This window comes from Serratia sp. Tan611, assembly GCF_905188235.1.
Classification (GTDB): Bacteria; Pseudomonadota; Gammaproteobacteria; order Enterobacterales; family Enterobacteriaceae; genus Serratia_B; species Serratia_B rhizosphaerae.
This window is the reverse complement of record NZ_LR994655.1, coordinates 2,970,501-2,996,208: the sequence shown is the minus strand read 5'-3', so window position 1 is coordinate 2,996,208 and position 25,708 is coordinate 2,970,501. Positions and strand designations below refer to the sequence as shown.

Annotated in this window: 24 protein-coding genes; 14 read left to right on the top strand and 10 right to left on the bottom strand. The window is 58.0% G+C overall.

Annotated features, from left to right (window positions below):
• Positions 1-4: 4 nt before the first annotated feature.
• Genes fliI through fliF form a run of 4 tightly spaced genes read right to left on the bottom strand, consistent with a single transcriptional unit; the run spans position 5 to position 4,734 of the window.
• Positions 5-1,369, bottom strand: a complete 1,365-nt coding sequence (gene fliI, locus TAN611_RS14165; protein ID WP_203066602.1) for a flagellar protein export ATPase FliI — start codon at positions 1,367-1,369, stop codon at positions 5-7.
• Positions 1,366-2,070 carry a flagellar assembly protein FliH gene (fliH, locus tag TAN611_RS14160; RefSeq protein WP_105231570.1) on the bottom strand — a complete coding sequence of 235 codons (705 nt, stop codon included), beginning with the start codon at positions 2,068-2,070 and terminating at the stop codon, positions 1,366-1,368. The genes fliI and fliH overlap by 4 nt, the downstream gene beginning before the upstream one ends.
• Complete coding sequence (gene fliG / locus TAN611_RS14155) at positions 2,063-3,055, bottom strand: flagellar motor switch protein FliG (protein ID WP_105231569.1); 993 nt, start codon at positions 3,053-3,055, stop codon at positions 2,063-2,065. The genes fliH and fliG overlap by 8 nt, the downstream gene beginning before the upstream one ends.
• Positions 3,052-4,734: a flagellar basal-body MS-ring/collar protein FliF gene (gene fliF, locus TAN611_RS14150; protein WP_203066601.1), complete on the bottom strand. Its 1,683-nt coding sequence runs from the start codon at positions 4,732-4,734 to the stop codon at positions 3,052-3,054. Before fliF ends, fliG begins: the two co-directional genes overlap by 4 nt.
• A 270-nt stretch (positions 4,735-5,004) precedes the next feature.
• Between fliF and fliE the strand changes: the two genes are divergently transcribed.
• Together fliE and TAN611_RS14140 are read left to right on the top strand one after the other, a co-directional pair.
• On the top strand, positions 5,005-5,319 hold the full coding sequence (gene fliE / locus TAN611_RS14145; RefSeq protein WP_187044514.1) for a flagellar hook-basal body complex protein FliE: 315 nt from the start codon (positions 5,005-5,007) through the stop codon (positions 5,317-5,319).
• Between the two features lie 349 nt (positions 5,320-5,668).
• Positions 5,669-6,118 carry a PaaI family thioesterase gene (locus TAN611_RS14140; RefSeq protein WP_105231566.1) on the top strand — a complete coding sequence of 150 codons (450 nt, stop codon included), beginning with the start codon at positions 5,669-5,671 and terminating at the stop codon, positions 6,116-6,118.
• 70 nt (positions 6,119-6,188) lie between these two features.
• Here TAN611_RS14140 and TAN611_RS14135 read toward each other — a convergent pair whose 3' ends face one another.
• Positions 6,189-6,641 carry a GNAT family N-acetyltransferase gene (locus tag TAN611_RS14135; RefSeq protein WP_203066600.1) on the bottom strand — a complete coding sequence of 151 codons (453 nt, stop codon included), beginning with the start codon at positions 6,639-6,641 and terminating at the stop codon, positions 6,189-6,191.
• 501 nt (positions 6,642-7,142) lie between these two features.
• Here TAN611_RS14135 and lpxO point away from each other — a divergent pair.
• Positions 7,143-8,051, top strand: a complete 909-nt coding sequence (gene lpxO / locus TAN611_RS14130) for a lipid A hydroxylase LpxO (RefSeq protein WP_105231564.1) — start codon at positions 7,143-7,145, stop codon at positions 8,049-8,051.
• 46 nt (positions 8,052-8,097) lie between these two features.
• On the opposite strand, the gene TAN611_RS14125 is transcribed toward lpxO, so the two are convergent.
• The 4 genes from TAN611_RS14125 to fliD form a co-directional block, all read right to left on the bottom strand.
• Positions 8,098-8,928 (bottom strand): helix-turn-helix transcriptional regulator, encoded by an 831-nt coding sequence (locus TAN611_RS14125; RefSeq protein ID WP_105231563.1) that lies wholly within the window; start codon positions 8,926-8,928, stop codon positions 8,098-8,100.
• A 302-nt stretch (positions 8,929-9,230) separates the two neighbouring features.
• Complete coding sequence (gene fliT, locus TAN611_RS14120; protein ID WP_105231562.1) at positions 9,231-9,599, bottom strand: flagella biosynthesis regulatory protein FliT; 369 nt, start codon at positions 9,597-9,599, stop codon at positions 9,231-9,233.
• Positions 9,599-10,009: a flagellar export chaperone FliS gene (gene fliS / locus TAN611_RS14115; protein ID WP_105231561.1), complete on the bottom strand. Its 411-nt coding sequence runs from the start codon at positions 10,007-10,009 to the stop codon at positions 9,599-9,601. Before fliS ends, fliT begins: the two co-directional genes overlap by 1 nt.
• A gap of 30 nt (positions 10,010-10,039) precedes the next feature.
• Positions 10,040-11,437 carry a flagellar filament capping protein FliD gene (gene fliD / locus TAN611_RS14110; RefSeq protein ID WP_111736898.1) on the bottom strand — a complete coding sequence of 466 codons (1,398 nt, stop codon included), beginning with the start codon at positions 11,435-11,437 and terminating at the stop codon, positions 10,040-10,042.
• 285 nt (positions 11,438-11,722) lie between these two features.
• On the opposite strand from fliD, the gene TAN611_RS14105 reads away from it, so the two are divergent.
• The 11 genes from TAN611_RS14105 to TAN611_RS14055 all read left to right on the top strand — a co-directional run bounded on the left by TAN611_RS14105 (position 11,723) and on the right by TAN611_RS14055 (position 21,432).
• Positions 11,723-12,784, top strand: a complete 1,062-nt coding sequence (locus tag TAN611_RS14105) for a FliC/FljB family flagellin (protein WP_105231559.1) — start codon at positions 11,723-11,725, stop codon at positions 12,782-12,784.
• Between the two features lie 186 nt (positions 12,785-12,970).
• Positions 12,971-13,690 (top strand): RNA polymerase sigma factor FliA, encoded by a 720-nt coding sequence (locus tag TAN611_RS14100; protein WP_203066599.1) that lies wholly within the window; start codon positions 12,971-12,973, stop codon positions 13,688-13,690.
• Positions 13,691-13,715: 25 nt separating this feature from the next.
• On the top strand, positions 13,716-14,222 hold the full coding sequence (fliZ, locus tag TAN611_RS14095; RefSeq protein ID WP_111736900.1) for a flagella biosynthesis regulatory protein FliZ: 507 nt from the start codon (positions 13,716-13,718) through the stop codon (positions 14,220-14,222).
• 122 nt (positions 14,223-14,344) lie between these two features.
• On the top strand, positions 14,345-15,334 hold the full coding sequence (locus tag TAN611_RS14090) for a D-cysteine desulfhydrase (protein WP_105231556.1): 990 nt from the start codon (positions 14,345-14,347) through the stop codon (positions 15,332-15,334).
• Between the two features lie 120 nt (positions 15,335-15,454).
• A complete protein-coding gene (tcyJ, locus tag TAN611_RS14085; RefSeq protein ID WP_105231555.1) occupies positions 15,455-16,255 on the top strand; it encodes a cystine ABC transporter substrate-binding protein in 801 nt (266 codons plus the stop codon).
• The gene (tcyL, locus tag TAN611_RS14080; protein ID WP_054306766.1) at positions 16,255-16,917 is read left to right on the top strand and encodes a cystine ABC transporter permease; all 663 of its coding nucleotides are present in this window, start codon (positions 16,255-16,257) and stop codon (positions 16,915-16,917) included. The genes tcyJ and tcyL overlap by 1 nt, the downstream gene beginning before the upstream one ends.
• A gap of 4 nt (positions 16,918-16,921) precedes the next feature.
• Positions 16,922-17,674: an L-cystine ABC transporter ATP-binding protein TcyN gene (gene tcyN, locus TAN611_RS14075; protein WP_105231554.1), complete on the top strand. Its 753-nt coding sequence runs from the start codon at positions 16,922-16,924 to the stop codon at positions 17,672-17,674.
• Between the two features lie 175 nt (positions 17,675-17,849).
• Complete coding sequence (gene zapE / locus TAN611_RS14070) at positions 17,850-18,899, top strand: cell division protein ZapE (RefSeq protein ID WP_203066598.1); 1,050 nt, start codon at positions 17,850-17,852, stop codon at positions 18,897-18,899.
• Positions 18,900-18,935: 36 nt separating this feature from the next.
• Positions 18,936-19,691 (top strand): sulfite exporter TauE/SafE family protein, encoded by a 756-nt coding sequence (locus TAN611_RS14065; protein WP_203066597.1) that lies wholly within the window; start codon positions 18,936-18,938, stop codon positions 19,689-19,691.
• A gap of 284 nt (positions 19,692-19,975) precedes the next feature.
• On the top strand, positions 19,976-21,013 hold the full coding sequence (locus tag TAN611_RS14060; RefSeq protein ID WP_203066596.1) for a hypothetical protein: 1,038 nt from the start codon (positions 19,976-19,978) through the stop codon (positions 21,011-21,013).
• 140 nt (positions 21,014-21,153) lie between these two features.
• A complete protein-coding gene (locus tag TAN611_RS14055) occupies positions 21,154-21,432 on the top strand; it encodes a hypothetical protein (protein ID WP_238404471.1) in 279 nt (92 codons plus the stop codon).
• Between the two features lie 176 nt (positions 21,433-21,608).
• On the opposite strand, the gene putA is transcribed toward TAN611_RS14055, so the two are convergent.
• Positions 21,609-25,580 carry a trifunctional transcriptional regulator/proline dehydrogenase/L-glutamate gamma-semialdehyde dehydrogenase gene (gene putA, locus TAN611_RS14050; RefSeq protein ID WP_105231549.1) on the bottom strand — a complete coding sequence of 1,324 codons (3,972 nt, stop codon included), beginning with the start codon at positions 25,578-25,580 and terminating at the stop codon, positions 21,609-21,611.
• Between the last annotated feature and the right edge of the window lie 128 nt (positions 25,581-25,708).

The following is a 25,708-nucleotide window of genomic DNA, read 5'->3' as shown; positions in this document are numbered from 1 at the left end:
GTGGTTAAACGATCAGCTGTTGCAGTTGCTGACAGGCTTCGTCATAGCCGCTGCGTTCGAAAATGCCCTGCTGCAGATAGGCCTCCATCTGCGGATACAGCGCCATCGCCTTGTCCAGCAGCGGATCGCTGCCGGCCGAATAGGCGCCGACGCTGATCAGGTCGCGGTTACGCTGGTAGCTGGCCAGCATCTGTTTGAAATCGCGCACCCGACGGTAGTGCTCCTGGTCGATCAGCGTGGTCATCGCACGGCTGATGGACGCTTCGATGTCGATGGCCGGATAGTGGCCGGATTCCGCCAGCCGGCGCGACAGCACCACATGGCCGTCGAGAATGGCGCGCGCCGAATCGGCAATCGGATCCTGCTGGTCGTCGCCTTCGGTCAGGACGGTATAAAAGGCGGTGATGGAACCGCCGCCGCTGATGCCGTTGCCCGCGCGTTCCACCAGCGCCGGCAGTTTGGCGAACACCGACGGCGGGTAGCCTTTGGTAGCCGGCGGTTCGCCGATCGCCAGCGCGATTTCCCGCTGTGCCATGGCGTAGCGGGTCAGGGAGTCCATAATCAGCAGCACGTGCTGACCGCGATCGCGGAAATCTTCGGCAATGCGCGTGGCGTAGGCGGCACCCTGCATCCGCAGCAGCGGCGACACGTCGGCCGGCGCGGCGATAACCACCGAACGGGCGCGGCCTTCGGCGCCGAGAATATTTTCGATAAAGTCTTTCACCTCCCGGCCGCGCTCGCCGATCAACCCGACCACGATCACATCGGCCTGGGTATAGCGCGCCATCATGCCGAGCAGCACGCTTTTACCCACCCCGGAGCCGGCAAACAGTCCCATGCGCTGGCCGCGGCCGACGGTCAGCAGGCCGTTGATGGTGCGCACGCCGACGTCCAGCACCTGTTCGATCGGCGTGCGCTGCAGCGGGTTGAACGGCGCGGTGGCCAGCGGCGCGCGATAGCCGGTCTCCGGCGCCGGCAGACCGTCGAGCGGTTTGGCGCCGCCGTCTAATACCCGGCCGAGCAGGGCGGGGCCGAGCGGCAGCTGTTTGCCGGCGCTTTGCCCCTCCGGCGCCAGACGGGCGTACACCCGCGCGCCGGGCACGATGCCTTCCACATCTTCCAGCGGCATCAGAAACAGGTGCTGGCCGTTAAAACCGACCACTTCGCTTTCCACTTCCTGGATCTCGCCGGCGCAGTGCCGCTCTATCAGGCAGGTGGCGCCGAGCGGCATCTGCAGGCCGGTGGCTTCCAGAACCAGCCCGGTGGCGCGGGTCAGGCGGCCGTAACGGCGCACCGGCGGCGCATGTTGAATGCGCTGCTCCAGCGTATCCAGCGCGCTGAGCCAGCGGCTGAGGCGGGGCGTCGTCATACGTCCCCCGGCGCCGCCAGGCGGCAGATTTCGTGCCAGCGGGTGGCCAGGCTGGCGTCGAGATCGCCTTCCTCAGCGCTGACTTTGCAGCCGCCGGGGTGCAGATCGCCGTCGGCCAGCAGCCGCCAGCCGTGCAGGCTCAGGGTTACGCCGAGCTGCTGCTCCACGCGCGGATAATCATCGGGATGCACACGCAGCTGCGGCTTGCCGCTGAACATCGGTTCTTGCTGAATCAGTTGCTGGATCTGCGCCAGCAGGGCGGTGCCGTCGCAGACCGGCGGCTGGCCGAGCACCTGTTTGGCGGCAGTAAGCGCCAGCTGCATCAGGCGTGCGGCGATCACGCTGTCCAGCGCATCCAGCGTATGCTGGAATTCGCCGACCATCTGCCGCCACTGTTCGGTCAGCGGCTGCTGCTGCTGTTCGCCCTGTTCGATGCCCTGCTGGCGCCCTTCAGCAAGGCCTTGCTGATAGCCTTCCTGATAGCCCTGTTGCCGGCCTTCGTCATGGCCCAGCTGATGGCCCTGCTGCTGCGCCTGCAGGCGCAGCGCTGCCAGATGCTGCCGCTCGCTTTCCGCCTCATCAGGCGTCGTGTCCGCCGGCATCGGCGCGGCTTCCGTCGCGTCCTCCTCCGGCGGCATCGGCGTCGCTAAATCGTTAAGCTGCCACGGCTGCCAGGCGAGTGGGGAGCTGCTGTCAGACATAGGTATCCTCGCCGCCGCCGATAATCATTTCGCCGCTTTCCGCCAGACGACGGACGATCAGCAAAATTGCCTTCTGTTCGTTTTCCACCTGCGACATCCGTACCGGACCACGGTTGGCCAGATCGTCGCGCAGAATGTCGGCGGCGCGCTGCGACATATTCTTGAGAAACTTCTCGCGTAGCGGCTGCTCCGCGCCTTTCAGGGCGATCAGCAGCGACTCGCTTTCCACGTCCTGCAGCAGGCGCTGGATGCTGCGATCGTCGACTTCCACCAGGTTTTCGAACAGGAACATCTCGTCGATGATCTTCTGCGCCAGCTCGCCGTCGTAGTCGCGCATCGCGTCGATCACCGCCTCTTCCTGATGGGTCTTCATCAGGTTGATGATTTCGGCGGCGGTGCGCACCCCGCCCATTTTGCTGCGCTTGAGGTTCTGGCCGTCGAGCAGGTTGTTGAGTACTTCGGTCAGCTCCGCCAGCGCCGCCGGCTGCACGCCGCCGAAGGTGGCGATTCGCAGCATCACGTCGTTGCGCAGGCGTTCCTCGAACTGCGCCAGAATATCCGCCGCCTGGCCGCGTTTCAGATGCACCAGAATGGTGGCGATAATCTGCGGGTGTTCGTCGCGGATCAGGTCGGCAGCGCTCTGCGGCTCCATAAAGTTGAGCGTTTCCATCCCGGAGGTGGTTTCCCGCGATTCGAGAATATCTTCCAGCAGGCTGGAGGCGCGCTCTTCGCCCAACGCCTTTACCAATACCGAACGCAGATAGTCGCTGGCATTGACGCTGAGCGCGGCATACTGCTCGGCATCGTCCTCAAACTCCGTCAGAATATCGCCCAGCTGTTTGTGCGATACCTGCCGCATGCTGGCCATGGTGCCGCTCAGCTGTTGCACTTCGCGCGACGAGAGGTGTTTGAATACCTCGGCGGCGCGGTCTTCTCCCAGCGTCATCAGCAGGATGGCGCTTTTTTCTGTACCTGTCAGACTCATAATTCGTTACTCATCCATTGGCGGATTACCAGGGCGATGATGCGCGGATCTTTATCCGCCAAATCGCGGATGCGCTGGCTCTGAACTTCGGAGCTGACGCGCTGCTGTGAACGCCTGCGCTGCACCAGTTCCTCATTGCTGGGTTTGCTGCCGCCTTCGGCGGCGTGGGCCGGTGCGGCTGTGGTTGCGGCGGTGGCCTGCTGTTGCGCCTGACGGTTTTGCCACTGCGGACGCACCAGTTTGCGCCACAGCAGCCAGGAAATCAGCGCGATCAGCAGATAGCGGCCGGCGTTCAGCAGTTGATCGATAAAGTGCTGCGACTGCCAGAACGGCAGTTCGCCGCCGCCGACCTCTACATCACTGAACGGCGAGTTGACCACGTTCAATGAGTCGCCGCGCGCGCTGGAGTAGCCCATCGCCTCGCGCACCAGCGATTCCACCTGCGCCAGCTGCGCTTTGTCCATCATGACTGGCTTACCGTCTTTATCCGTGCCGAGGGTGTTGACCACCACGGCCACGGACAGGCGCTGTACCGTACCGGCCTGGTGCTGGGTATGGCGGATGGTGCGGTCGACTTCGTAGTTGGTGGTTTCATCGCGGCGGCTGTTTTGTGGCCCGCTGACGGCGTTGTTGCCGGCATTGGTTTGCGCCTTGGTCTGGGCATCGGCGTTATTGGCCGGCGGCGTTTCAATCGGCGCAGCAGGCGCTGCGCTTGGCTGATTGGAGAGTGCGCCCGGCACGCCGCCCACCTGCGGGCCGCCGATCTGGTCGCTCTGGCTCAGCTGACGCGAGCGGATGGCGGCCTTCTCCGGCGTTGGGTTGGGCTGGTACTGTTCATCGGTCTGTTCACGGGTAGCGAAATCAATCTGTGCGGTTACCTGCGCCCGTACGTTGGCGCTGCCGACGATCGGCGCCAGAATCGCTTCAATGCGGCGCTGGTAGCGGCTTTCCACTTCGCCGGCGTATTTCAGCTGCGCGGCGTTAAGATCGCGCCCGCTGCCGTCGGACTGCGTCAGCAGCCGGCCGGCCTGATCGACCACCGTCACGTTGCCCGGCGGCAGGCCGGCCACGCTGCTGGCGACCATATAGACGATGGCGTTGATTTGGCCGTCATCCAGCGCCCGGCCCGGCTGCAGCGTCAGAGTGACCGAGGCGGAAGGGGATTTTTGCTCACGCACAAACAGCGACGGCTTGGGCATCGCCAGGTGCACCCTCGCATTCTGCACCGGCCCCAGCGATTCGATGGTGCGCGACAGTTCGCCCTCCAGCGCCCGCTGGTAATTAATCTGTTCGCTGAACTGGCTGATGCCGAATTTTTCCTGATCGAGCAGTTCAAAGCCGACGGCGCCGCCTTTCGGCAGCCCCTGCTGCGCCAGACGCAGACGGGTTTCGTGCACCTTATCGGCGGGAACCATCAGCGCCGCGCCGTTATCGGCAAAGCGGTAGGGGATGTTCATCTGCGTGAGCTGAGTGACGATCGCGCCGCCGTCCCGGTCGTTTAGGTTGCTGTACAACACGCGGTAATCCGGACTTTTCACCCATAACAACAGCGCCACCACGATGGCTATCGCAGCGGAGGCTGCAATCAGCAACGGGATTTTAGGATTGGCGCGCAGGCGGTTCCACTGGGCCTGAAGGCCATTTTCACGGTTTTCACCGCTGGTGATTGAGGCACTCATGCTGGCCCCTTACCTGGCTGAACAAAATGCTTAGCGTTGTGTGGTGACAAAACAGACTCCATGATGCACATAACTTGACGGGTTAAAACTGTCCCCATTTTGGGCATGCCATTATTTGCCCCGGACGATGATTTTGATGGCCCGATAAGCCGCGTTTTTTGCAGTTAATTAACCGCTTTAGCGGCAAAAGCCTGTGCTAGGGTGTGCATCATCAAAATTGTGTCGGGCGTACAGCAACCCGGTGACGATAACCACTAACAGGGGAACGGAATGGCGATTCAGGGGATTGAAGGCGTGCTGCAGCAGTTGCAGGCAACGGCGCTGCAGGCCGGCGGCTCAGGCGCGGCGCAGCCGGCGAAGGGCGTCAGCTTCGCCGGTGAGCTGAAGGCCGCGCTGGGTAAAATCAGCGATAACCAGCAGGCGGCGCGCAAACAGGCGCAGGATTTTGAGCGGGGCGTGCCGGGCATCAGCCTGAATGATGTGATGGTGGATCTGCAGAAATCATCGGTGTCGATGCAGTTGGGTATTCAGGTGCGCAACAAGCTGGTGGCGGCGTATCAGGATATTATGAATATGCAGGTGTAGCGGGATAAGACGGCTGACAGATGGGTGATGCCATGGCAGGAAAGGTGAGAGTCCCAGATAATAAACCGTCCGCTGGTCGGCGCCGCCACTCGGTGGCGGAAATAGTCGCTTGGCCCCACTGCGCACATCTTTTCTTTGGGTTAACTCACGCATTTATGGCATAAGCCGTTTTTCTTGAACGCACCGAAGTTGCCTGTGCCCCCTTACTGTTTTTTATGGCCATTCTGGATGATTCGAACGTGTTAAAAAGAAACTGGTGATTGTTTTTTGCTCAACTATCCTAAGTATGAAAGTGAAATAATTTTTATGTATTTTCCAGAGTACTCTTTCATAACTGGAGGTGGTTGCCATGCAGAACGATCCCTACTTTTTACGCGTAGTTAAAGGTGACGTTATTCTGTCGCAGGTCTCAAAGATGTTGGGATGGAAATTCGTTCACTATGATGATGATGCGATGAAAGTTCAGGTGGAGTACGACGCAGAACAGGTGTTGACCAATCCGCTGGGTTGTATTCAGGGAGGGATCCTGTCGGCAATGCTGGATGATGCGATGGGGCCGGCGGTCTATATTACGCTGCCGACGCCGCTGCTGGCGGTAACGATTGAATCAAAAACCAGTTTTATCAGTCCGGCGCAGCCGGGAAAGATCAAAGGCATTGGCAAAATAGTGCGCAAGACAGGTTCCATCGTGTTTACCGAGGGTTTTTTGCATAATGCCGAGGGCGATCTGATTGCAACAGGCAGCGCGACATTCAAACTGGGTAAGTACGGCAGGATGCCGATTCCCTGGCAGGGGTAGGTGATTTTCTGGCGCCGGCCGGCGGCATAGAGTGAGCCGGCGTCATAATATGTTGATTAATCAAGTTGAACTATAATTTCAGCGTATAAATACGCGAGCTTTCTCCCCACGGATGGTAGCCGATGCCGTTGGAAACGAACTGCAGTTTTTCGTAAAAGCCTGTCAGGTCGCTGCACAGGTGCAATTGAGTAAACCCCAGCGCCCTGGTCTGCGCCGCGATATGCTGAATCAGCCGGGTGGCGTGGCCCTGGCCGCGATGCTGTTCTTCAATAAACAGCGCGCATAGCCAGGGATAAAGCTCGCCACGGCTGATAAAATCATTGGTGATTAACCCTGCGCAGCCGATAACTTCCTGGTTCTGCATCAGCAGATACCACTGCGGCAGCGGATTTTCAGCGTTGATGGCATGGATAATGGCATCGCGGTACATCATCATCGTTTCTGGCGTGGCCCACTGGCGTTGAAAATAGGCGATGGCGGTTTCGGCTAACTCCGGGTGTTCCCGTACGGATATTATTTTCATAGTAAGCAGCAGGATTAATGTGTTATTTGAAATGGCATTCTAATTGAAAATTGTTATGCATGGAATTAAAACACGATATTTTTGGCTGCAAGGTGATTTTCATCGACTTATTAAATATTCGCGAAGAAAAAAAACGACAGGCGATGGTTATTTAAAATGTAATGAATTAAAATATCGGCGTTATTATTTGATGCAGTTAACACAGGGAACAGTATGAGTTTAAAAAGTGAAGCCGGATGGCGTAGAATAAGTTTTGTGATAATAGCTATTCTGATTGTATTAATTTATCTCATGATTACACAGTAACCGTTTACGCGGCCATGGCGACATGGCCGCTTGCCTTCTCCGCCGTTAACTGGCCCGCCGTCGACGTGAGATTAGCGGCTAAAAACTATTTGTTTAACATTCATTTAACTAAAAGGCACAAAATAATTAAATTTTTTTGGGCGTGAAATTATAATTCCTGCGATTTTGACAGAACGACTCTATAGGACGGATTCTATGGTTGCAGTAATTATCATCGGCATTTTTATTATCAGCTTTATTTACGCCCACTCCCGCGGGCAGGAAAAACAAAAAGTTAGCAGACAACTTTTCGATCACTCCACCTTTATGGGGCCGATCAACATGTTTATGACCGGTTTCTCCCGCCTGCCGGCCAAACAGCCTTACTTTGCGCCGCAGACTTTTCCCGAGCTGCAGCACCTGACTGACAGCTGGCAGGTGATTCGCGAGGAAGCCCTGCGTTTGCAGGACCATATCAAGGCGGCGCAAAGCCACAACGACGCCGGGTTCAATACCTTTTTCAAGCGCGGCTGGAAGCGTTTTTACCTTAAATGGTATAGCGATACCCATCCTTCGGCGTTGGAACTGTGTCCCAACACCGTGGCGTTGCTAAACCAGATCCCGTCGGTTAAGGCGGCGATGTTTGCCGAGTTGCCCGCCGGCAGCCATCTGGGCAAGCACCGGGATCCTTATGCCGGATCGGTGCGCTATCACCTGGGGCTGGTGACGCCGAATGACGACCGCTGTTTTATTGAAGTGGATCGCCAGCGCCACAGCTGGCGTGACGGTCAGGCGGTGATTTTTGACGAAACCTACGTGCACTGGGCGCAAAACGGCACGGATCAGACGCGCATCATCCTGTTTTGCGATATCGAGCGGCCGATGAAATGGGGCTGGGCGCAGGCGGTGAACCACTGGGTCGGCAAGACGCTGATGTCGGCGGCCAGTTCGCCTAATGACGAACAGGATCGCACCGGTTTTATTAACCGTATTTTCAAATACGTCAATGCAATCCGCGATGCGGGGCAACGGCTGAAAAAACGCCACCGTCGCGGCTATTATCTGCTGAAATGGCTGGTTATTGCCGCCGTCTTTGCCGCCATTATTATCCCGAGCCTGAGTTAAGCCATCACGCCACTTGCCCTGTCCTGGGGCAAATGGCGTGATGTTCTCAGCCGGTCGCCGCCTCCATAACGCGCTGATGCCCGCGGATGGCGGTGGGGGCGAAACCGAAGCGTTTGCGGAAACGCTCGGCAAAGCGGGAGGCGCTCTCATAGCCGACGTGTTGGGCAATGGCGGAGATCGGCCAGTCGGTGGATTGCAGCAACGCCAGCGCGCTGCTCATGCGCACGTCGATCATCAGGTTGCGCAGAGCGGTATTTTCTGCTGACAGCTTACGCCGCAGCACCACTTCGCTCATCGATAAACTGGCGGCCACCTTTGCCGCGCTCCAGATGCTGTGCGGATCGGTCGCCAGGCAGCGGCGTACGCGCTGCGTCAGATCTTTGACTTCGCCGTGGACAAATTTGATGCCGTATTGCGCCAGCCAGAGCAAAATTTCCAGCAGTTTATGGCGGGTGATCGCCTGAGGAAAACTGTGGTGTAACGTGAGTGCCAGGTGCGTGGTTTCAAAGCTGTGAATAAATCCACAGGGGATATCCGGCAGCGTCCGGACGCCGGAAAACGCGCTGGCTGCAGATAAATCAACCGGCGCAGGCGAGGCGCTGAACAGCAACGGATCGCAGGTGATCAAATGGCAGCTGAAGCGGCCCTTATCGGAAATACTGTTAATAATGTCAACGGTCTGTCCGCCATCAATCAGCAGCAGATCGCCGGCGTTCGCCACCACTTCCTGCTGTTGCCAACGGATGCGTTTGCACCCCTCCTGAATCAGGTACAGGTGAGGTTGTTCGAAATACACTGAAGGGAGTAATAATTCAGTATGTTGAATAATATGCGCCGAGCTACCGATCCCGGGACAAAGATTAATTGTGCGTTCCATCGATATTCGCTTCGCAGCCAGTCTCTGAGAATATCTTTACGCGTTGCCGCCCATTGGAGCAACTTTTTTCCATACGCGGTGACGCGCAGTTCTGCTTATTTCCTGCCAAAAATTAATTTCCTGCTGAACAGAAAACGTCCATGTCGGGATGATATTTATCCATTGTTTTTCCCGCCGGCTAAACGGCGTCTGCCAAAGAAACCGTTGCCACCGTGAATAAAGTAAACAGGATAAACGAAAACCGTGCCGGACGTTAAAGCGTTATCAACGCTGCGGCCTGCGGCGGGAATCGGGTAGGGCGATTATGGGTTCTGCGGCTCCCCTAACAGCAGGGCGCGGTCGTGGAATTGCCCGTAGGCGGCGTTAACGGCGCTTTGCCGCGTTGACCGATCGATTAAAGACTTTAGCTCTGTCAGGCGCTGCTGCAATAAGGCGCGCAGTTGGGTTTCATTATCCAGAATCTGCTGCAGCTTATGGCGCAGCAGTTCCTGCAGCGCCATGGATGAAGCCATCACGTCAGAAAAGTCTGCGGTTTTTTCCACCGCGGTGACGTAGGTCAGCTCAAGTTCCACCAGGCGATCCCAGTCGCCGTTTTGCGCCAGCGCGAGCATTTGTGCGCTGAGGCCGGCAATGTGCTGATAGACGGATAACAGTTGCTGTTGGCGTTCCATTAAATGGCGTCCTGCGCGGGTTGATAATTGGGGCCAATCTGTCGCCAGGCGTCGGCGATATTTTCCAGCAGCTTCGCCACTTCGTCGAGCGCCTGCGGGTCGTTATGCAGATTAGCCTGCAGCAGACGGCGTTTCATATAGTCGTACAGCGCGTCGAGCTGCGCGGCGATCTCGCCGCCCTGCTGGTGGTCGAGCCCGCTTTTCAGGCCGTTGTCGATAATGTTTATCGCCTTGGACAACGCCTGGCCTTTACCGGTGATATTGCCTTGTTCCATCAGTATGCGCGCGCGCGACAGGGCATTTTGCGCCCCGTCGAATAGCATTACGATTAACTGATGCGGACTGGCGCTCATGACGCCGCTTTCTAAACCGACCTGTGCGTAGGCCTGTGTTCCGCTACGGTTATACATGCTGTTTTATTTACCTGTGGTTAATCTGTGTTAAGAGAACTGCTGAGTTAAGTAGTTACTGGTGCCGTTCAGTTTCGACATCATGGTGTCCAGCTGTACGAACTGTTGTTTATAGCGGTCGATGGTGTTCTGAATACTTTCCGTCACGCGGGTGATTTGCGTATTCAGCCGGTCAAGGCTGCTGTTGATGCTCTTGGTAGAGTTCTCAATAATGCCGCCGGCCTTGATATAGTTCTGGATTTCGTTATGAATCTCCGTCGCCATGCCGCTGTCTTTACCGTTGCCGGCAAAAAAGTTCGCCACCTGATCCGGCTTTTCCTCAATCGCTTTTTTCAGTTTTTCACTGTCGACTTCCAGCTTGCCGGTTTTGATATCGGTCTTGATGCCCAGGTTGCCGAGCCCCTTCAGCTCCGGGTTGTCCTGCGCGGCGCTCAGCGCGTTTTTGATCGATGACTGAATGCCGCGCAGGGTGTTGTCGCCCAGCAGCGCGCCGTTGCTGTTTGACTGCGCCTCGCCGCTTTTTACCGGCGTGTACTTGGTCAGCGAGTTAAAGGTATCCAGCAGGGAGTTGTAACTGTCGGCCCACTCTTTGATCTTATCGGCGGAGCCGCCTTTATCGGCTTCAATCACCAGATTCTGCGATTCGCCGGGCTTGGTGAGGGTTTTCAGATCCAGCGTCACGCCCTGCAGCGCATCGGAGATAGCGTTGGTGCTGCGCTGAATCTGCGTGCCGTTGATGGTGACTTTGGCATCCTGGCCTTTCACCGTTTCCTGCAGCGCGCCTTTGCCGCTGACGCCGTCGTAGTTCAGTACCGCGCCCAGTTTGTCGTCGTTATTCACCTGCACGGAGATTTTGCTCTCTGCGCCCGGGGTGCTGGCGCTGATGGCCAGTTTGTACTCATTATCACCGACGCGCATGATGCTGGCGTTGACGCCCGCCTTGGCGCCGTTGATGGCGTCACGCATCTCCACCAGCGAGGTCTGGTCGTCACTGAGCGGGATGTTCACCGCTTTCGGCGGGTTGCCGGTGGTCAGGGTGAGGGAGCGGTCGCCGGCGCCGGTTGTGCCCAGCTTCTCCGTCTGACTGGCAATCTTGGCGTCGGTAGTCAGCGTTTGCGGCTGCGCCAGCTGGTCGACGGTGATGGTGTAGTTGCCCGGCACCGCTTTGGCGTTGGTGGTGACATTAAACTGATCGTGCTTGCTGGCGGTGGTATTGGTGAAAAACTCGGGTTTAGCCAGCTCTTTACTCAGGTTGTCGAACTTCTCCAGCGCGCCCTTCAGCGTGCCGTAAGCGGTCAGTTTGGCGTTGTAGCTGCTTTGCTGTGTGGTGTAGGGCGTCAGACGCTGCTGCTCCGCCTGGCTTAATTTGTCCAGTAATCCATTCAGATCCATGCCGGTACTGATGCCTAATGAACTGATCGATGCCATGGGTCGTGCTCCTTGGTTGATGTATTCGCTTACTGCGTTATCGGCCCAGCGGTGGAAAAGTTTATGCAAAAAAGCAAAAACCGATAGGGCAATGAAGAGGGAAAAAGCGTGTTATTTGCGTCATTGGCCAGGCATGAAAAAAAAATAAAAAAAATCTAAAGGTTGCAAGGGCAGCGCCGATACCTGAGTGGACGGTGATTGACGCCGTGGGCAACAGCCCGAACCTTTAATTGTGAATATGAATGACCCCGTGCATTCATACTGATTCGTAAGGAAACTCACACTATGGCACAAGTAATTAACACCAACAGCCTGTCGCTGATGGCGCAAAACAACCTGAACAAATCTCAGTCTTCTCTGGGTACCGCGATCGAGCGTCTGTCTTCCGGTCTGCGCATCAACAGCGCGAAGGACGATGCGGCCGGCCAGGCGATCTCCAACCGCTTCAGCGCCAACATCAAAGGCCTGACTCAGGCGTCCCGCAACGCCAACGACGGTATCTCCCTGGCGCAGACCACCGAAGGCGCGCTGAACGAAGTGAACGACAACCTGCAGAACATCCGTCGTCTGACCGTACAGGCGCAGAACGGCTCTAACTCTGACAGCGATCTGAAATCCATCCAGGACGAAATCACCCAGCGTCTGTCAGAAGTTAACCGCATCTCTGAACAAACTGACTTCAACGGTGTGAAAGTGCTGAGTAAAGATCAGTCTCTGACCATTCAGGTTGGTGCGAACGACGGCGAAACCATCAATATCGATCTGCAAAAAATCGACGCCAAGCAGCTGGGTCTGGAAGGCTTCGACGTGACCGTCAAAGGCCCGACCGCAGGCAGCGAAGTCGCCAAGGGCACGACCATCAAGGCGTCTACCGGTGAAGATGTCAGCTATGACCCGGATACGGCGAAGAGCGGCCTGGCGGCAGGTAAAACGCTGATCACCGGTAAAGATGCGGACGGTAAAGACAGCATGTTCGTTGAAACCACCGATGCGACCACCGGCGAGAAAACTTACGCGTCAGCGACCGTGGATAAAGACGGTAAAGTCACCGAAGGCGGTACCGCCGTCACCATGAAAACGCCGCTGGATACCCTGGATAAAGCCCTGTCTCAGGTTGATAAGCTGCGTTCTTCCCTGGGTGCGGTACAGAACCGTTTCGATTCTGTCATCAACAACCTGAACAGCACCGTCAACAACCTGTCTGCTTCCCAGTCCCGTATTCAGGATGCCGATTACGCGACCGAAGTGTCCAACATGAGCCGCGCCAACATCCTGCAGCAGGCGGGGACGTCCGTACTGGCGCAGGCTAACCAGTCAACTCAGAACGTGCTGTCTCTGCTGCGTTAATCACCTCTCTCCGATTAACCGTCGCTTACCACCCCGCCTGCCTCGGCGGGGTTTTTTTATCCTTGCGTACCGGTGCGTTGCCGCATGGGGCAAATAAGGCCCGTTTTCTGCGGCTGTTCCGTCGATTGTCATTACCGCCGCTGCGGATAATAGCGCTGACTCCTTTACCCGCAGGTTTTAGACATAGTGAGCGATCTGTATACCGCCGAAGGCGTGATGGACAAAAACTCTCTCTGGCTGCGCTACGTTCCGCTGGTGCGCCATGAGGCGCTGCGTCTGCAGGTCAGGCTGCCGGCCAGCGTGGAGCTTGACGATCTGCTGCAGGCCGGCGGTATCGGGCTGTTGAACGCCGTCGAACGTTACGACGCCCTGCAGGGAACGGCTTTCACCACCTATGCGGTGCAGCGCATTCGCGGCGCGATGCTCGATGAACTGCGCAGCCGCGACTGGGTGCCGCGCAGCGTGCGGCGCCACGCGCGCGAGGTGGCGCAGGCGATGCAGCGGCTGGAGCAGCAACTGGGGCGCCCGCCCGCCGAACAGGAAGTGGCGCAGGCGTTGGATATCTCGCTCAGCGATTATCGTCAGATCCTGCTGGATACCAATAACAGCCAGCTGTTCTCTTACGACGAGTGGCGAGAGGAGCAGGGCGAAAGCGCCGAACTGATGCTGGACGGGCATGAGGAGGTCAATCCGCTGCAGCAGTTGCTGGAGGGGAGCCTGCGTCAGCGGGTGATTGGCGCCATCGAGGCTCTGCCGGAGCGCGAGAAAATGGTGCTGACGCTGTATTACCAGGAGGAGTTGAACCTGAAGGAGATTGGCGCGGTGCTGGACGTTGGCGAATCACGCGTCAGTCAATTACACAGCCAGGCGATCAAACGCTTGCGCGCCCGTTTGGCTAATGATTGATCGGCGATAACAGGAGCCCTCATTAATGTCTGGAACAGTATTGAAAAAGCGGCCGCTGAGCCGTTATGTAAAAGATTACAAACACACTCAGACCCACTGCGGTCAGTGCGGTAAACAGCTGGACCGCATGGCGCTGGTGTTTCGCGGTAAAATCATCAACAAAGAAGCCATCGCCCGCATGGACCAGCCGATCGATGAACAGGTGTGGCAGAGCGTGCAGCAGGAGCTGACCGCACTATGCCGTTTCTGCAGCGAAATCTCCTGCAACAGCCACCCGAGCTACTTCGACATTATGGCGTTCAAACAATATCTGTTCGAACAGACCGAAATGAGCCACAGCACCGTGCGTGAATATGTGGTGCGCCTGCGGCGGCTGGACGAAATGCTGAGCGCGCGCAATTATCCGGCGGAGAAACTCAGCAACGGCTGCTGCCATCACCTGATTGACGACCTGCCCAGCGCCGGACATAACAACTATCGCATTGCCCTGCGCAAATACGACCAGTACCTCGCCTGGCAGAAGAGTTACTAAGCCTGTGACGGTCGCCCTAGGGCGGCCGTCGGCGCTCCCGCGATCGATAATAAGTGATTATTGACGTCACTTCTGTTACACCTAGCTGTCAGACGTTAATACCGCTTTACTGGGAGTAAGCTGTGAATCTGCAACAGCAACTGGCGCAATTCCCGCGCCTCGATTTGGTTGGCTCCGCCACGCCGCTGGAGAAACTGTCCCGCCTTTCTGACTACCTTGGCCGTGAAATATACGTTAAACGTGACGACGTCACGCCGATGGCGTTGGGCGGCAACAAACTGAGAAAACTGGAGTTTTTGGCCGCCGATGCACTCGAGCAGGGAGCCGACACGCTGGTGACCGCCGGCGCAATCCAGTCCAACCACGTTCGCCAGACCGCCGCCGTCGCCGCCAAACTTGGCCTGCACTGCGTGGCGCTGCTGGAAAATCCCATCAATACTCAAGCTGAAAACTACCTGACCAACGGCAACCGCCTGCTGCTGGATCTGTTCAACGTGGAAGTGGTGATGTGCGATGAACTGCACGCGCCGCAGCAGCAGTTGGAGGCGCTGGCGACGCGCCTGGAAGCGCAGGGGTTCCGGCCTTACGTGGTGCCGGTGGGTGGCTCCAACGCGCTTGGCGCGCTGGGCTATGTGCAGTGCGCGCTGGAAATCGCCAGCCAGGGCAAGGACGTTGCCTTCAGCTCCGTGGTGGTGGCCTCCGGCAGCGCCGGCACCCACGCCGGTCTGGCAGTCGGGCTGCAGCAACTGCTGCCGGAGAGTGAACTGATTGGCGTCACCGTTTCACGCCGCGCCGGAGAACAGCTGCCGAAAGTCGAACAGATTCAGCAGGCGCTGGCCCGTTCGCTGGGGCTGGAACAGGCGCTGGCGCCGATTACGCTGTGGGATGACTATTTCGCGCCGCAGTACGGTATGCCGAATGACGAAGGGATGGCGGCGGTGCAACTGCTGGCGCAGCAGGAAGGCCTATTGCTCGACCCGGTGTATACCGGCAAGGCGATGGCCGGATTGATCGACGGTATTGCCCAAGGGCGCTTCCGCGATGACGGCCCGATCCTGTTTGTGCATACCGGCGGTGCGCCGGCGCTGTTCGCTTATCACCCGCAGGTGTAGGCCGGGGGTGTAGTGATATTCCATTCTGAACTATATTTATTAGGTAATATTCCTTTATACCGCCATGCAGGCTGTTAAAGTCCTGAAATCAAAAAAGATAACATTCTATACGGGGTAGCTATGCTCTTTTCTAACGTTCGACGCCAGCTGGTTCTGGGGATGATGGCGGTGGCGCTGACCACCGGCCTGAGTGCAAACACCTTCGCGGCAGACAATCTGCTGGATCAGGTAAAACACAACGGTACGCTGAAAGTGGGCCTGGAAGGCACCTATCCACCGTTCAGTTTCCAGGGGGAAGACGGCAAGCTGACCGGCTTCGAAGTGGACTTCGCCAACGCGCTGGCGCAGCATCTGGGCGTTAAAGCCAAACTGAGCCCTACGAAATGGGACGGTATGCTGGCGTCGCTGGATTCCAAACGTATCGACGTGGTGATCAATCAGGTCACTATTTCCGACGAGCGTAAGAAAAAATATGATTTCTCTACGCCGTACACCGTGTCCGGTATTCAGGCGCTGGTGAAGAAGGGCAACGAAGGGCAAATCAGCAAGCCGCAAGACCTGAAGGGTAAAAAGGTCGGCGTTGGCCTCGGCACCAACTACGAGCAATGGCTGCGCGAAAACGTGCAGGGCGTTGACGTGCGCACCTATGACGACGATCCGACCAAATATCAGGATCTGCGCGTAGGCCGCATCAACGCGATTCTGGTGGATCGTCTGGCGGCGCTGGATCTGGTGAAGAAAACCGGTAACACGCTGGCGGTCGCCGGCCCGGCGTTCTCCCGTCAGGAGTCCGGCGTGGCGGTGCGCAAAAATAACCCGGAGTTGCTGAACGCCATTAACCAGGCGATTGCCGAGATGCAGAAAGACGGCACGCTGGCGAAGATCTCTGACAAATGGTTTGGCGCGGACGTAACGAAATAATGCAAGAGAGTATCCAACTGGCGCTGGATTCAGCGCCGTTTTTATTGAAGGGCGCCATACTTACGCTGCAACTGAGCCTCGGCGGCATGGCGCTGGGGCTGATTCTCGGTTTTCTGCTGGCGCTGATGCGCCTTTCGCATTTCTGGCCGCTGTCGTGGTTGTCGCGTATTTACGTATCACTGTTCCGCGGCACGCCGCTGATTGCCCAGCTGTTTATGATTTATTACGGCCTGCCGCAGTTCGGCATTGAGTTTGACCCGTTCCCGGCGGCACTGATCGGCCTGTCGCTCAACACGGCGGCCTACACGTCGGAAACCCTGCGCGCTGCGATCTCCTCGATCGATAAAGGGCAGTGGGAAGCCGCCGCCAGTATCGGCATGTCGCCGTGGCAGACCCTGCGCCGGGTGATTCTGCCGCAGGCGGCGCGTACCGCGCTGCCGCCGCTGGGCAACAGCTTTATCGGGCTGGTGAAAGACACCTCGCTGGCGGCGACCATTCAGGTGCCGGAGCTGTTCCGCCAGGCGCAGCTGATCACCTCGCGCACGCTGGAGGTGTTCACCATGTATCTGGCGGCATCGCTGATCTACTGGCTGATGGCGACGCTGCTGTCTGCGCTGCAGAACCGTCTGGAATCGCACGTTAACCGTCAGGATAAGGAATAAGCCCATGAGCGCCATCGAAGTAAAGGACGTAGTGAAAAAGTTCAATGGCCATACGGTGCTGCACGGTATCGATCTCGAGGTGAATTCCGGCGAAGTGGTGGCGATCATCGGGCCGAGCGGCTCGGGGAAGACCACGCTGCTGCGCTGCATCAACCTGCTGGAAGTGCCGGATTCCGGCACCATCCGCGTGGGTGATATCGAGATCGACAGCGCGCGTTCGCTCGGCAAGCAAAAGAGCCAGGTGCGCGAGCTGCGTCAGCAGGTGGGGTTTGTGTTTCAGAACTTCAATCTGTTCCCGCACCGTTCGGTGCTGGAGAACATCATCGAAGGGCCGGTGATTGTGAAGGGTGAGGAGCGCGCCAAGGCTGAGCAGCGCGCCCGCGAACTGCTGGCGAAGGTCGGGCTGAGCGGTAAAGAGCAGGCCTATCCGAAGCGACTGTCCGGCGGCCAGCAGCAGCGGGTGGCGATCGCCCGCGCGTTGGCGATGCAGCCCGAAGTGATCCTGTTTGACGAACCCACCTCGGCGCTGGACCCGGAGCTGGTGGGCGAGGTGCTCAACACCATCCGCGCGCTGGCGGAAGAGAAGCGCACCATGGTGATCGTCACCCACGAGATGAGCTTTGCCCGTGACGTCGCCGACCGCGCCATCTTTATGGACAACGGCCGCATCGTCGAACAGGGGCCGGCGAAGACGCTGTTTGCCGACCCTCAGCACCAGCGCACCCGTCAGTTCCTCGATAAGTTTATTAACCAGTAAATAGAGCGCCGGGCGCTGATACGCCCGGCTTCGTGCTGTGAATTCAATCACACAATATATATTCTGCGGAACAAAGCGCGGACGCAGGCTCTATCCTTCACTTAACTAAAAATAACATTACCGACAGGGCCGGTATTGCGATGACAATTCCGCCCGTTATGCATGGAGCAATGCTATGGCGAGCATTGGGACGCCTTTTGATTTCCCGGCAATCATGGAAACCAAAGCCAGGGCGAATAAATTTACGCTTGATTCCTATCAACGACAGGTTATTTCCAGCTTAAACGCGCTGATTGCTGCCAACCTGAATCCGCAGAACGGTCACGCTCACCGCGACGGCGTTTATATTTGGGGAAAAGTAGGGCGGGGAAAAACGTTTATTCTTGACGCTTTTTATGACGCGGCGCCGATAAAAGATAAACGCCGCATACACTTTCATCATTTTTTCCGCGAGTTGCATCAACGACTTGCCGCGCAGGATACCCAAGGGCAGCCGATAGCCGAGGTATTAAGCGCTCAGTTGGGCGACTGCCGGTTATTGTGTTTCGATGAATTTCATTTGCACGATATTGGCGATGCAATGTTAATCAAACCCCTGCTGGACTTTATTTTTCACCAGAAAATCCTGCTGGTGGTGACTTCCAACTATCCACCGGATGAATTGTTAGCCAATCCCCTTTATCACCAACGGTTTTTGCCTTCGATCGCCCTGATAAAACAGCATATGGAGATCTTCGCATTGGCCGGCGGCCAGGACTACCGTTCGCTGGGCGCGAATGACAGCACGCCGTTTTGCCGGGGCGTCTATCTGTGTCCCGGCAATGCCGCGCAGCGCCGGGAGTGCGGGCTGCCGGAGCCTGACGGCCTGCCGCATGCCCTTGAGGTCGGTTACCGTACCCTGACGGTGCTTTCTCCCGCCGGGGATGTTCTGCACTTTTCCTTTGCCGCGCTGTGCGCGGCGCCTACGGCGGTGATGGACTATCTGGCGTTATGCGAGCGCTGCCGCTGCTGGATTATTGAGGATGTTCCGGCGCTGGCGACCCAGTCTCCGGCGGCGCAGCAGCGTTTTATCAACGTGATTGACGTGCTCTACGACCAGAATTGCCGGCTGTATGTGATCAGCGACTATCCGCTGGCGGTGATGACCGACGGCGTCGAACTGGATGATATCCAGCGCACCCGCAGCCGCCTGAGCCAGCTGAAACACTACCTGCCCGCGGTATAGCGCAGGCCACGATCATACAATTAGACGGATACTGACATGCAAGACGCACTGCAGCTTTCCCACTATCTGGTATTGGCCGGTGCACTACTGGTGGCTTACATCATCTTCGGCATTGCCGGCTTCGGCACTGCGCTGATCGCCAGTCCGGTGATGGCGCTGTATATCCCGGTAGCGAAAATCGTGCCGTTGCTGGCGCTGCTGGATATGTGCGCGGCGATGGTCAATGTGAGCCGCGACGGGCGCAACGCACAATGGCCGGAATTAAAACGGCTGGTGCCGCTGATGATCGCCGGCAGCCTGATCGGCGCGCTCATTCTGCTGAGAACCCGGCCTGACATTCTGCTGCTGGCGTTGGGGATCTTCGTGGTGCTGTATGCCGCCTACGCATTAAGCGGGCTGAAGCCGGATCGCCGTTTCTCTGCCAGAGCTTCCGTTCCGTTTGGCCTGGTCGGCGGGGTGTTCAGCGCGCTGTTCGGCAGCGGCGGCTTTATTTATGCGATTTACCTCAGCGGACGCATTGAGCGCAAAGAGGCATTGCGGATCACGCAGACCACCCTGATTGGCCTGAGTACGCTGACCCGCGTGGCGATCTTTGCACTGGCCGGGGTCTATTTTGATGCCGATCTGCTGCTGCTGGCGTTGGCGCTGGTGCCGGGTATGCTGTTAGGGATCACGCTTGGCCGCTATTTCACGCTGAACATGTCGCGCGAACAGTTCCTGAAGCTGATTAATGTGATCCTGCTGGCGTCGGGCAGTATGCTGATCTTCCGCTATCTGACCATCTCACTGTGAATACTGACCATGTTCCATACCAATAAGGGCGAGGCTGAAAATAAAGTCGCCTGATGGTTAAAACTCGCTCCCGCACAGGTATTCGTTCTACCGCCATACTCTCCTTGATTACGGGAGCTGTCAGTAGCTGAAACCGTAACACGCAGCTGTTTTCCTTGGTGTTTTCTGTGCTTTGTATTCTGTGATATATGCCCATTGTAATCGTTGAAACCTTGGACAGAGATCGTTTAAGGTACGTCACTCACATACCCCCTATGGCGTCATTATGACAAGGAGTCTTATTAATGGCCTTTCCTCCCCGTCAACGTATTGAGCCCGGTTATTGCGTCGTTGAAACGCCGGGTACGCTCTCTTCACAAGGCAATATTCTGTTCAGAAACCCACGCAGCGAAGCCGCACGTTATTTTATGCAGCTTAATGCCGATACGCCCTGGGTGAAACCCGGACATATCCTGATCGTTGCCGACCCGAACAACGCCCGACAAGGGCCAGCCCTACAGCAGTTACGCCAGGCGAAAAATCAGGTTAATCAGGCGATGTCGCAGGTGGATGCGGAACAGGCAAACTTTCTTCATCGTCATTATGAGACTATCGCAACCGTCCTCAATGGCAGCAGCATGGGGTTGGGAACGGCCAGCGATGCTGGAAAGCGTTATTTCAGTCGTATTGAGGAGATTCTCAAGAAGATTGAGAGCACCTACCAGAACCAGTTTCGTACGCAAGGAACATTGATTAGCCAGCAGTTTTTTGTCGAGCGTAACCACTTGTTCAACGAACTGAAGACGATGTTGGATAAGCCTATTTTTAATCGTCTGCCGCGCAAAATCCTGAATTTGCATCCGTATGAAAGCATGAAAAGGGCCTTAAATTTATCAAGCCGCTCCATCGTGCATGAATGGGCGACGGTGGGCGTTGGCGCGATTCATGGCTATTCGACCTACCTGGACGGCACCAGCAGAGCCATCAGGTTTATGCGCAACGCCGGCTGGGTGGGGTTGGGCGTTGCTGCGACCAGTACCACCAATGATATCTATAATTCCTGTACGGTCGGCCGTGAAAACGAATGTGGTCGTGCCGCGTTAAAAGGATATGGTTCATTTATTCTTGGTGCTGGATTTGGAGCTTTAGGTGGTAGTTGGGGGGCGTTGGCCGGGGGCGGTGTTTGCGTTGCGTTGGGAGTGATCAGTGCGCCCATGGCCGGCAGCGCGGGCGTTGCCTGTGCGATAATTGGTGCTTCTGCCGGAAGTCTGGCTGGTAGTACCGCAGGGAGTACGCTCGGTGAGTTTGGCGGTGATCTTATCTATAAAATAGTAGGTGGCTAATGCTTTTGATGTTGGGATATACCGGGGCAATACTCTCTTTTTTGGCCTGTTTTATTGGTTTCCTTACCATGATTTTTTTCGGGATAAACCGCAAAAAGTATGAACGCCTCGTTGCTGTATACGAAAGGGAGGGTTTATATATGAACGATTTTAATCAACTTGCGGTGTATTTTGGCTATTTCGGTAGCTACTTCCCGACCGTGTTTTTTTATAATTTGTTGAAAAATAAAAAGATAAAAACAGGAAAAGATACCTTTGCGCCCGCTGATGCCTATACCTTTATGCAGTCCCTACCTCGCGAGCTGACGGGATGGATCACGATATACTACTGGATGCATTTTATCTGGATGAACACGATTGCGGTTGGCGGCGTCATGTTGGCGATTGCCAAACTCGCGGGCGTCGATCCTAATGCCTGAGCCTGAACGAAGAGCGGTGCGTTGGGTGATGAAACCGCTCTGATAACCTGTTTGGTGAGCGCAGTGCTTGATTATCCGGTATGGATAGTCGGATTTTCAACAGGGTAATCATCGATGCTGCCCACAAAAGACAAACCCCGCCAAAGGCGGGGTTTGTCTTACCGAGTAGTAACTAATCAGCCGATAGTCATCAGGCTGGCGTTACCGCCGGCGGCGGCGGTGTTGACGCTCAGCGAGCGTTCAATCAGCAGGCGCTCCAGCAGGATATTGGTTTCGCCGTAGGCGAAGCCCTGCACGGAGACGATGGCGCCGCTGCGCTGGGCGATCTGCTCGCACAGGATACGCAGCTGATCGGCGTCGCCGTGATGCATGGCGGCGTCGAACTCCACCTTATCGCTCTGCCAGTCTTTAGTGAAGGCGATGCGCGCCTGCACCTCGTTTGGCAGGCGGCGGTACAGCGTGCGCTGCAGCTCCGCTTCCGGCCACAGCGCCTGGCTGCCGACCGCCAATACGGCAGCCAGCTGCGTCAGCGCGTCGGCGTCGTTATCCGCCAGACACAGCACGCGCTCGCGCGGCAGCAGGGCATAGGTGTTGCGTTCGCCGGTCGGGCCAGGCAGCGGACGTACGGTACCGCCCTGGCCTAGCTCGGCATAGCGCTGCGCGAGCTGCGCCAGATCGCGCAGGTTCTCCGCCACTGCCCATTTCTCCAGCGCCTGATGCGGCGCCAGCAGGGCCGGACGCGCGCTGGCTTCCATCGGGCGCTCGGCATCCTGACGGTCCAGCGTGCGCTGCACCGCGTCTTCCGGACGGTTAGCCAGCAGGCGATAGAGATACAGCGGGCCGCCGGCTTTCGGACCGGTGCCGGACAGGCCTTCGCCGCCGAACGGCTGAACGCCGACCACCGCGCCGACCATATTGCGGTTAACGTACAGGTTGCCCACCTTGGCGCGCTCGGTCACCCGTGAGATGGTTTCATCAATACGGGTGTGAATGCCCAGCGTCAGGCCGTAACCGGCGGCGTTGATCTGATCGACCAGCGCTTCCAGGTTGGCGCGACGGTAGCGCACCACGTGCAGCACCGGGCCGAAGATCTCTTTTTGCAGCTCGTCGAAGCTCTCCAGCTCGATCAGCGTCGGCTTGACGAAGGTGCCGCGCGGCCACTCTTTCTCATCCTGCGCGTTGTTCTGCGCCGCCTGATACACGTTGCGGCCTTTGGAGCGCATGGTCTGAATGTGGCGGTCGATGCCGGTTTTGGCTTCGGCGTCGATCACCGGGCCGATATCGGTGGACAGACGTTCCGGGTTGCCCATGCGGCACTCCGCCATCGCGCCGCGCAGCATCTGCAGCGTGTGTTCCGCCACGTCTTCCTGAATGCACAGCACGCGCAGCGCGGAGCAGCGCTGGCCGGCGCTGTCGAACGCGGAAGCCACCACGTCGGTGACCACCTGCTCGGTCAGGGCCGAGGAGTCGACGATCATCGCGTTCAGGCCGCCGGTTTCGGCGATCAGCGGCGTCGGCCGCCCCTGCGGATCCAGACGTCCGGCGATGCTGCGCTGCAGAATGCCGGCCACCGCGGTGGAGCCGGTGAACATCACGCCGCGCACGCGCTCGTCATTAACCAGCTGCGCGCCGACGGTTTCCCCCAGGCCCGGCAGCAATTGCAGCACGCCGTGCGGAATGCCGGCCTCCAGCAGAATGCGCACCGCCTGCGCCGCCACCAGCGGCGTCTGTTCCGCCGGTTTGGCCAGCACGCTATTGCCGGCGGCCAGCGCCGCGGCGATTTGCCCGGTGAAGATCGCCAGCGGGAAGTTCCACGGGCTGATACAGACCACCGGCCCCAGCGGACGGTGGCTGTCGTTGGCAAAATCGTCGCGCACCTGGCCGGCGTAGTAATGCAGGAAGTCGACCGCTTCACGCACTTCGGCGATGGCGTTGTTAAAGGTTTTGCCCGCTTCGCGTACCAGAATGCCAATTAGATTCTGCAGTTGGCTGTCCATCAGCTCGGCGGCGCGTTCCAGCACCGCGGCGCGCTCTTCCGGCGGGGTGGCGAACCAGATAGGGCCGGCGGCGGCGGCGGCGTCCAGCGCGCGGCTGACTTCGCCTTCGGTGGCTTCACGCACGTAACCGACGATATCGCTCGGTTCGGCCGGGTTAATCACCGGTTGTTCCACGCCCTGATCGGCGTCGGCGTCGATAATCGGATCGGCGCGCCACTCTTGCGCGGCGCTGGTGAGCAGGGCGCTGGACAGGGAAGCCAGACGCTGTTCGTTCGACAGATCCAGACCGCTGGAGTTAACGCGTTTTTCGCCGTACAGATCGCGCGGCAACGGAATTTTAGGATGCGGCAGGCCAATCTGACCTTCGCTGGCGGCCAGCGCTTCCACCGCCAGCACCGGGTCGGCCACCAACTCGTCGAGGGACAGCGTGGTGTCGGCAATACGGTTGACGAACGAGGTGTTGGCACCGTTTTCCAGCAGACGACGCACCAGATAGGCCAGCAGCGTTTCATGGGTGCCGACCGGTGCGTAGATGCGGCACGGACGGTTCAGTTTACCGTCGGCGATTTTGCCCACCACCTGCTCGTAGAGCGGCTCGCCCATCCCGTGCAGGCACTGGAACTCGTACTGCCCCGGATAGTAGTTGTTGCCCGCCATATGATAAATCGCGCTCAGCGTGTGGGCGTTATGGGTGGCGAACTGCGGATAAATCAGGTTCGGCACCGACAGCAGCTTGCGAGCGCAGGCCAGGTAGGAGACGTCGGTGTAGATCTTGCGGGTGTAGACCGGGTAACCTTCCAGGCCGTCCATCTGGGCGCGTTTGATTTCGCTGTCCCAGTAGGCGCCTTTCACCAGACGGATCATCAGGCGGCGACGGCTGCGCTGCGCGATGTCGATCACCGCGTCAATGGCAAACGGGCAGCGCTTCTGATAGGCCTGAATAACGAAGCCGATGCCGTTCCAGCCGGCCAATTGCGGTTCGAAGCAGAGTTTTTCCAGCAGATCGAGCGAGATCTCCAGACGGTCGGCCTCTTCGGCGTCGATATTGATGCCGATATCGTACTGACGCGCCAGCAGGGTCAGCGACAGCAGCTGCGGATACAGCTCCTCCATTACCCGCTCGTACTGCGCGCGGCTGTAGCGCGGGTGCAGGGCGGACAGCTTGATCGAGATCCCCGGGCCTTCATAAATGCCGCGGCCGTTGGAGGCTTTGCCGATGGCGTGGATCGCCTGCTGGTAGGATACCATATAGGCCTGTGCGTCAGCCTCGGTCAGCGCGGCTTCGCCCAGCATGTCGTAAGAATAACGGAAGCCTTTGTCTTCCAGCTTGCGCGCGTTGGCCAGCGCTTCGGCGATAGTTTCACCGGTGACGAACTGCTCACCCATCAGGCGCATCGCCATATCGACGCCTTTGCGGATCAGCGGCTCGCCGCTCTTGCCGATAATGCGGTTCAGCGAGCGCGACAGGTTGGCTTCGTTATGGGTGGACACCAGTTTGCCGGTGAACAGCAGCCCCCAGGTGGCGGCGTTGACGAACAGCGACGGGCTGCGTCCCAGGTGGGAGTGCCAGTTGCCGGTGCTGATTTTGTCGCGGATCAGCGCGTCGCGGGTCGGTTTGTCCGGAATGCGCAGCAGCGCTTCCGCCAGACACATCAGCGCCACGCCTTCCTGTGACGAAAGCGAGAACTCTTGCAGCAGGCCTTGCACCATGCCGGCGCGTCCGTGTGCACTCTTTTGGTTCCGCAGCTTCTCGGCGATGCCGTAGGCCATCTTGTGGGTGGCCTGTGCAAGATCGGCCGGTAATCGCGCCTGTTCGAGCAACATCGGCACCGCTTCCTGCTCCGGGCGGCGGTAAGCGGCGGTAATGGCGGCGCGCGTGACCGACTGCGGCAGGATGTGTTCGGCAAATTCCAGGAACGGCTGGTGGGACTCTTCCTGCGGTTGCGGCATAATGTCGTCCGCGTCGCCACTGCTGGCGGCATTAACTGCAGGAATTTCAGGGATATCGGAACCGCTCTCAAGACGTTCGAGATAATTAAAAATGGCTTGCTTGATTAACCAGTGCGGCGTGCGATCGATGCGTTGTGCAGCGTTTTTAATGCGATCGCGCGTTGCCTCGTCAAGCTTGACGCCCATTGTGGTCGTGCCCATACCATCCAGCTCCTGTGTGTTTAGAACCTATCCCGGCAGGCTATACAAATTCCGGGCCGCTTTTAGCCTGCGGGGATAGGCTCGTGAAATATGTTGTGTATGTCTGAAGGCAGACAATATCCTGCATG

Bases quoted from the DNA above. Each gene is read 5' to 3' on its own strand.
- fliI (WP_203066602.1), bottom strand. From the start codon at position 1,369: ATGACGACGCCCCGCCTCAGCCGCTGGCTCAGCGCGCTGGATACGCTG.
- fliH (WP_105231570.1), bottom strand. From the start codon at position 2,070: ATGTCTGACAGCAGCTCCCCACTCGCCTGGCAGCCGTGGCAGCTTAAC.
- fliG (WP_105231569.1), bottom strand. From the start codon at position 3,055: ATGAGTCTGACAGGTACAGAAAAAAGCGCCATCCTGCTGATGACGCTG.
- fliF (WP_203066601.1), bottom strand. From the start codon at position 4,734: ATGAGTGCCTCAATCACCAGCGGTGAAAACCGTGAAAATGGCCTTCAG.
- fliE (WP_187044514.1), top strand. From the start codon at position 5,005: ATGGCGATTCAGGGGATTGAAGGCGTGCTGCAGCAGTTGCAGGCAACG.
- TAN611_RS14140 (WP_105231566.1), top strand. From the start codon at position 5,669: ATGCAGAACGATCCCTACTTTTTACGCGTAGTTAAAGGTGACGTTATT.
- TAN611_RS14135 (WP_203066600.1), bottom strand. From the start codon at position 6,641: ATGAAAATAATATCCGTACGGGAACACCCGGAGTTAGCCGAAACCGCC.
- lpxO (WP_105231564.1), top strand. From the start codon at position 7,143: ATGGTTGCAGTAATTATCATCGGCATTTTTATTATCAGCTTTATTTAC.
- TAN611_RS14125 (WP_105231563.1), bottom strand. From the start codon at position 8,928: ATGGAACGCACAATTAATCTTTGTCCCGGGATCGGTAGCTCGGCGCAT.
- fliT (WP_105231562.1), bottom strand. From the start codon at position 9,599: ATGGAACGCCAACAGCAACTGTTATCCGTCTATCAGCACATTGCCGGC.
- fliS (WP_105231561.1), bottom strand. From the start codon at position 10,009: ATGTATAACCGTAGCGGAACACAGGCCTACGCACAGGTCGGTTTAGAA.
- fliD (WP_111736898.1), bottom strand. From the start codon at position 11,437: ATGGCATCGATCAGTTCATTAGGCATCAGTACCGGCATGGATCTGAAT.
- TAN611_RS14105 (WP_105231559.1), top strand. From the start codon at position 11,723: ATGGCACAAGTAATTAACACCAACAGCCTGTCGCTGATGGCGCAAAAC.
- fliZ (WP_111736900.1), top strand. From the start codon at position 13,716: ATGTCTGGAACAGTATTGAAAAAGCGGCCGCTGAGCCGTTATGTAAAA.
- tcyJ (WP_105231555.1), top strand. From the start codon at position 15,455: ATGCTCTTTTCTAACGTTCGACGCCAGCTGGTTCTGGGGATGATGGCG.
- tcyL (WP_054306766.1), top strand. From the start codon at position 16,255: ATGCAAGAGAGTATCCAACTGGCGCTGGATTCAGCGCCGTTTTTATTG.
- tcyN (WP_105231554.1), top strand. From the start codon at position 16,922: ATGAGCGCCATCGAAGTAAAGGACGTAGTGAAAAAGTTCAATGGCCAT.
- zapE (WP_203066598.1), top strand. From the start codon at position 17,850: ATGGCGAGCATTGGGACGCCTTTTGATTTCCCGGCAATCATGGAAACC.
- TAN611_RS14065 (WP_203066597.1), top strand. From the start codon at position 18,936: ATGCAAGACGCACTGCAGCTTTCCCACTATCTGGTATTGGCCGGTGCA.
- TAN611_RS14060 (WP_203066596.1), top strand. From the start codon at position 19,976: ATGGCCTTTCCTCCCCGTCAACGTATTGAGCCCGGTTATTGCGTCGTT.
- TAN611_RS14055 (WP_238404471.1), top strand. From the start codon at position 21,154: ATGAACGATTTTAATCAACTTGCGGTGTATTTTGGCTATTTCGGTAGC.
- putA (WP_105231549.1), bottom strand. From the start codon at position 25,580: ATGGGCACGACCACAATGGGCGTCAAGCTTGACGAGGCAACGCGCGAT.